Source organism: Colwellia marinimaniae, from assembly GCF_002207865.1.
GTDB lineage: Bacteria > Pseudomonadota > Gammaproteobacteria > Enterobacterales > Alteromonadaceae > Colwellia > Colwellia marinimaniae.
This window is the reverse complement of the sequence record NZ_BDQM01000175.1, coordinates 1-328: the sequence shown is the minus strand read 5'-3', so window position 1 is coordinate 328 and position 328 is coordinate 1. Positions and strand designations below refer to the sequence as shown.

Here is a 328-nt window from a genome sequence, read left to right as displayed (position 1 = left end):
GGGTTATATCGGCAGCCACACCGTATTGGAATTATTGAACAGCAATCAAGACGTGGTTGTGGTTGATAACTTGTGTAATTCAAGTGAAGAATCATTAAGCCGTGTTAAAACGATCACCGGTAAAGTGGTTAAGTTCTACTGTGGTGTTGCGCTGGATAGTGAAGTATTAACCCGTATTTTTACCGAACATGATATTAACGCGGTGATCCACTTTGCCGGTTTAAAAGCGGTTGGAGAGTCGAATCAGATCCCATTAACTTATTACCGTAATAACATTGCGGCGACAATTAATATTTTAGAAGTGATGAGCGCGCACAATGTGAAGAAC

General features: G+C 40.9%; 1 protein-coding gene. It reads left to right on the top strand.

The window, feature by feature from the left end:
* Positions 1-328: NAD-dependent epimerase/dehydratase family protein (locus tag MTCD1_RS18780; RefSeq protein WP_143760163.1), on the top strand; the 328-nt coding region annotated here is incomplete at both ends.